We start from the raw sequence: 4,852 nt of genomic DNA on the forward strand, positions 1-4,852 counted from the left end.
AGATCACCCTCGACATATTCCTCGCCAGAAAACGCCTGTTGAGTCCGAGGTGAACACTCCCCCTGACAAGGGAGGGGTTGGGGGTGGGTAGGCTTGGGGCGGGCGCAACGTTCCCTCGCGGGCCGACCCACCCCCGACCCCTCCCTTCCAGGGAGGGGAGGAACGACAACATAACCTCGATCTATAGGTCGGCATTTTCGCACGATACAACCACCGAGCCGCCCTCGCCCTATCCCATCGTCCCGACAGCCAGCAGGTGCGCGATGATCCCCGGACCCTTCCTCCTCTATCTCGGCCATTCCGACGACGCGGTCGGTATCAAGACGTCGCGCGGGGTCGCCGCCTTCCGGCCCGACGAGTGCGTCGGCGAATGGCGGCACGACGATTGTCCGCTGACGCTGGGCCTGCCGCGCATGGATGCGGCACAGGGACGCGCGGCGGGCGCCAACACGTTGATCCTCGGCATCGCCAATGCCGGGGGCATGATGGGCAAGGCGCTGGTGCAGGACGCGCTGGCGGCAATCGCCAACGGCATGCACGTCGCCTCCGGCCTGCACCAGCGGCTGCGCGACGTGCCCGAGATCGTCGACGCCGCACGGCAGGCCGGGGTGCAGTTGTTCGACGTGCGCGATCCGCCCGCCAACCTGCCGGTCGGCAATGGCAGGCGCCGCGCGGGCAACCGGTTGCTGACCGTCGGGACCGATTGTTCGGTCGGCAAGATGTACACGACGCTGGCGTTGCGTGATGCGATGGTCGCGCGCGGGATCAGCGCCGATTTCCGAGCGACCGGACAGACCGGAATCCTGATCGCCGGTTCGGGCGTACCGGTCGATGCGGTGGTCGCCGACTTCATCTCGGGCGCGATCGAGACGATCACCCCGGCGCGGAGCGATGAGGGCTGGGATCTGATCGAGGGGCAGGGATCGCTGTTCCACCCGTCCTTTGCCGGGGTGTCGACCGGGCTGCTCCACGGCGCACAGCCGCGCGCGCTGGTGCTGTGCCATGATCCGTCGCGCGACCACATGCGCGGCCTGCCGCACTACGCCTTGCCCGATCTCGCCACCTGCCTTGCTGCCAACCTATCGGTCGCGCGGCTGACCAGCCCGGAGGTGCAGGCGGTCGGCGTCGCGCTCAACACCGCGAAGCTGGGCGAGGACGAAGCCCGCGCGCTTTGTGCCGAAACCGGTGCCGCGCTCGGCCTGCCCTGCACCGACCCCTATCGCTTCGGCGCGGACCCGATCATCGACTGGATGCAGACATGCTTCGACATCTCGACGTCGCCCATGACCGTTTCGGCCTGAGCACCCCGTTCCGCATTTCGCGGGGCGTAAAGACGGCGGCCGATGTCGTCACGGTCAGAGTGCGACAGGGCGCGGTGGTCGGACGCGGCGAGGCGGTGCCCTATGCCCGCTATGGCGAGGGCATGGACGACACGCTCGCCGCGATCCGCGCGATCGCCCCGCAGATCGCCGCCGGGGCAAGCCGCACCGACCTTGCCAGCCTGTTGCCGGCCGGTGCCGCGCGCAACGCCGTCGACTGCGCACTATGGGATCTGGAGGCGCGCCTCGCCGGGACCAGCGTCGCCGCGCTTGCCGGCATCGCCGAGCCGGTCGCCATCCCCTCCGCCATCACCATCGGCCTCGACACGCCCGAGGCGATGGCGCGCGCGGCGGCGAAGGTCGGCCATGTCCCGCTGCTCAAGATCAAGGTCGACCGCAGCGACCCCGCCGCGCAGATCGCCGCCGTCCGCGCCGCCGCGCCCGCGCCCCGGCTGATCGTCGATCCCAATGAAAGCTGGACGATCGACACGCTGCGGGCGCTGAAACCCCACCTTACCGAATGGCGCGTCGACCTGCTCGAACAACCGCTGCCGGCTGGCGAGGACGGCGCGCTGGCGGACTTCGACAGTCCGGTCCCGGTCTGTGCCGACGAAGCGCTCCACACCGCCGCAGATCTCGACTCGCTCCGGGGCCGCTACGACGTGGTCAACATCAAGCTCGACAAGACCGGCGGCTTGACCGAAGCCCTCACCCTCGCGAACACGGCGCGGGCGAAGGGGTTCGGTATGATGGTCGGGTGCATGGTCTGTTCGTCGCTGGGGATCGCGCCCGCGATGCTGCTCGGGGGGCAGGCGATGTTCGTCGACCTCGACGGGCCGCTATGGCTCAGCGACGACCGCCCCGGCGGCGTGACCGATCGAAACGGCATGTTGTCGCCGCCCGCCCCCGGTTTTTGGGGCAGTTGATGCGCGGCTGGTTCGCGATCCCCTTGTGGCAGCGCGTCGTCGGCGCATTGCTGCTGGGCATCGCGATCGGGCTGTTGTGGCCGGCGGGCGCGGCAGCGATCAAGATCGTCGGCGACCTGTTCGTCCGCCTCATCAAGATGCTCGTCGTGCCGGTGGTGCTCATCACCATCGCCGCCGGCATCGCATCGCTCGGCGATCCGCGTCGCCTCGGCGGGATCGGCGGGCGGACGGTCGCGCTGTTCGCCCTGACCACGCTGGTCGCGGTGTCGGTCGGCATGGGGTTCGGCCTGTTGCTGCAACCGGGCGAGGGCATCGCGCTGGCCGGGGTCGCGCCGCACGTACCGGGCCCGGCGGTAACGCCCGCCGACCTGCTGCTCGGCATCGTGCCGGTCAACATCGTCGACGCGCTGGCGAAAGGCGACATGCTCGCCATCATCTTCGTCGCGGTCCTGCTCGGCATCGCCAGCGTCGTGTCGGGCGAGGCGGGCAGGCCGGTCGTGGCGCTGTTGCAGGGGCTGGCCGCCGTCCTGCTCCACCTCGTGCGCATCGTCATGGAGGTGACGCCGTTCGGCGTACTGGCGCTGATCGCCAATGCGGTGGCGGGCAGCGGCATGGGCGTCTTCGTGCATGTCGGCTGGCTGGCGCTGTGCGTGATCCTCGCCTCGCTCACGCAAATGGCGTTTCATGCCGGGCTGCTGCGCTTCGTCGCGCGGTTGCCGGTGGTGCGGTTCTTTCGCGGGATCGTCGATGCGCTGATCGTCGCCTTCTCGACCGCCTCCTCCTCCGCCACGCTACCGGTCGCGCTGCGCGTGGCGCAGGACAATCTCGGCATCGCCCGCCCGATCGCCTCGACCGTGCTGCCTTTGGGCGCGAGCATCGGCAAGGACGGGACGGCGATGTATGTCGGCCTGCTCGGTCAGTTCGCGTTGCAGGCGCTCGGCATCGTCCCCGACACGTGGATGCTGGCGGTGATGCTGTTGACCGGCGCGCTCGCCGCCTTCGGGACCGCGCCGGTGCCCTCCGCCTCGCTGTTCATGCTGGCGGCGATGCTGGGCGCGGTCGGGGTCGGCGCCGAACAGACCGCACTGGTCGTGGGGCTGGTGCTGCCGTTCGACCGGCTGCTCGACATGACGCGCACCGTGCCCTCTGCCAGCGCCAACCTGACCGTCGCGACGCTGGTGGCGCGGGCGGAACATGGGCTGGACGAAGCGCGCTATCGCGGCCACACCACCGTATGAATTTGCGCCATATTGAAATCTTCCACGCGGTCTATGTCAACGGATCGGTCAGCGCCGCCGCCCGCGCGCTCAACATCTCGCAGCCCTCGGTTTCGAAGACGCTGCGTCATGCCGAAACGCTGCTCGGCTTCGAACTGTTCCAGCGGACCAACAGCCGCCTTGTCCCCACCGAAGACGCCCACGCCCTGTTCGGCGACGTGGCGGACATTCAGGAACGCGTGCGGGCGCTGCGCGAGGCGGGCCGCAACCTGCGCACCGGCGGCGGCGCGACGCTGCGCATCTCGGCGCTGCCCAGCCTCGCGCTCGGCGCGCTGCCGACCGCCGCCGCCCGGTTCATGGCGCGCCGGTCGGAGGTGCGCTTCGACCTGCAAACCGTCCATCATGACGACCTGCTGCGCAAGCTGTACGAACGCGAGACCGACATCGCCATCGCCGCCGAAGTCCCGCGTGGCGCACCGCTGGGGAAAGTCTGGCTCGGCGAGGGCGAACTGGTCGTGCTCTACCGCGAAGCCGACCTGCCCGACGCCCCGCCGCGCATCGACCTGCCGATGCTGGTCGGGCGGCCGTTCATCACGCTGGCCGCCAGCGGTCCGATCGGCCAATTGTTCGCGCACGAACTCGACCGGCTGGGGCTGGAACTGCACGAGATCGCCTCCGCCCGCACCTTCTACATCGCCGCCGCGCTGGTCCGTGCGGGGATGGGGTTCAGCGTCGTCGACAATTTCACCGCCGAAGCCTCGCTCGCCGATGGCCTTGCGATGCGTCCGCTAAAACCCTCGCTGACCTTCGACGTCCACGCCATGCACCTGCTCGACCGCCCGCCCAGCACGCTCGCCAGCGAGTTTCTGGGCGTGTTGCGGGAGGTGATCGAAGGGCCGTGAGGGGCGATCATTCGAAATGATCGGCAGGAGATTCATCCAGCCACGCCGCATTGTAGCGATGGTACAGATATGCGAAAGTGATGACTGCCGGCACGATGTATAGCAGAATGTTTACCGGATCGATCGCATAACCCCGCCTGAAACTGATACCCGATATCAGGAGGCAGACGACATAGGCGCAAAGCACCGCCAACCCCGCGCGATGCTTTGGAATGCGTTTCCGAAAACACAGATAACCGATCGTCTGCGCAACTAGACTGAAAATAATGGTCTCGATGACGAGCCAGACCAACCAGACAATTACGGCCATGCGCCCCCGCGTCGGCTATATCATTCCCCGTCGGCCAGCCTAACGGGACCTGCTATGCGGCACCAGCGCTACCAATGGATTATGCAACTCCCCTCCCTGACAAGGGTGGGGTTGGGGGTGGGTCGGTTCGTTGCAGACGTGACGTTCCCTTACAGGCCAACCCACCCCCGCCCCCCCC

Annotated in this window: 5 protein-coding genes; 4 read left to right on the forward strand and 1 reads right to left on the reverse strand. The window is 68.3% G+C overall.

Features of this window, described 5'->3' with window-relative positions; all coding sequences use genetic code 11:
- The first annotated feature begins 263 nt into the window (after positions 1 to 263).
- From dgcN to ASE59_RS08455, 4 genes are read left to right on the forward strand one after another with little or no spacing between them, the layout of a single operon-like run.
- Positions 264 to 1,301, forward strand: coding sequence for an N-acetyltransferase DgcN (gene dgcN, locus ASE59_RS08440; protein ID WP_056455034.1), 1,038 nt, complete (start codon positions 264 to 266; stop codon positions 1,299 to 1,301).
- A complete protein-coding gene (gene dgcA, locus ASE59_RS08445) occupies positions 1,259 to 2,245 on the forward strand; it encodes an N-acetyl-D-Glu racemase DgcA (protein ID WP_056455105.1) in 987 nt (328 codons plus the stop codon). The genes dgcN and dgcA overlap by 43 nt, the downstream gene beginning before the upstream one ends.
- Positions 2,245 to 3,483 carry a dicarboxylate/amino acid:cation symporter gene (locus ASE59_RS08450; RefSeq protein ID WP_056455037.1) on the forward strand — a complete coding sequence of 413 codons (1,239 nt, stop codon included), beginning with the start codon at positions 2,245 to 2,247 and terminating at the stop codon, positions 3,481 to 3,483. Before dgcA ends, ASE59_RS08450 begins: the two co-directional genes overlap by 1 nt.
- The gene (locus ASE59_RS08455; RefSeq protein WP_056455039.1) at positions 3,480 to 4,364 is read left to right on the forward strand and encodes a LysR family transcriptional regulator; all 885 of its coding nucleotides are present in this window, start codon (positions 3,480 to 3,482) and stop codon (positions 4,362 to 4,364) included. Before ASE59_RS08450 ends, ASE59_RS08455 begins: the two co-directional genes overlap by 4 nt.
- A 7-nt stretch (positions 4,365 to 4,371) precedes the next feature.
- Here the strand turns inward: ASE59_RS08455 and ASE59_RS08460 are convergent, their stop codons facing one another.
- Positions 4,372 to 4,674: a hypothetical protein gene (locus tag ASE59_RS08460; protein ID WP_056455043.1), complete on the reverse strand. Its 303-nt coding sequence runs from the start codon at positions 4,672 to 4,674 to the stop codon at positions 4,372 to 4,374.
- Positions 4,675 to 4,852: the final 178 nt, after the last annotated feature.

The sequence above is a fragment of the Sphingomonas sp. Leaf10 genome (assembly GCF_001421245.1).
Lineage (GTDB): Bacteria > Pseudomonadota > Alphaproteobacteria > Sphingomonadales > Sphingomonadaceae > Sphingomonas.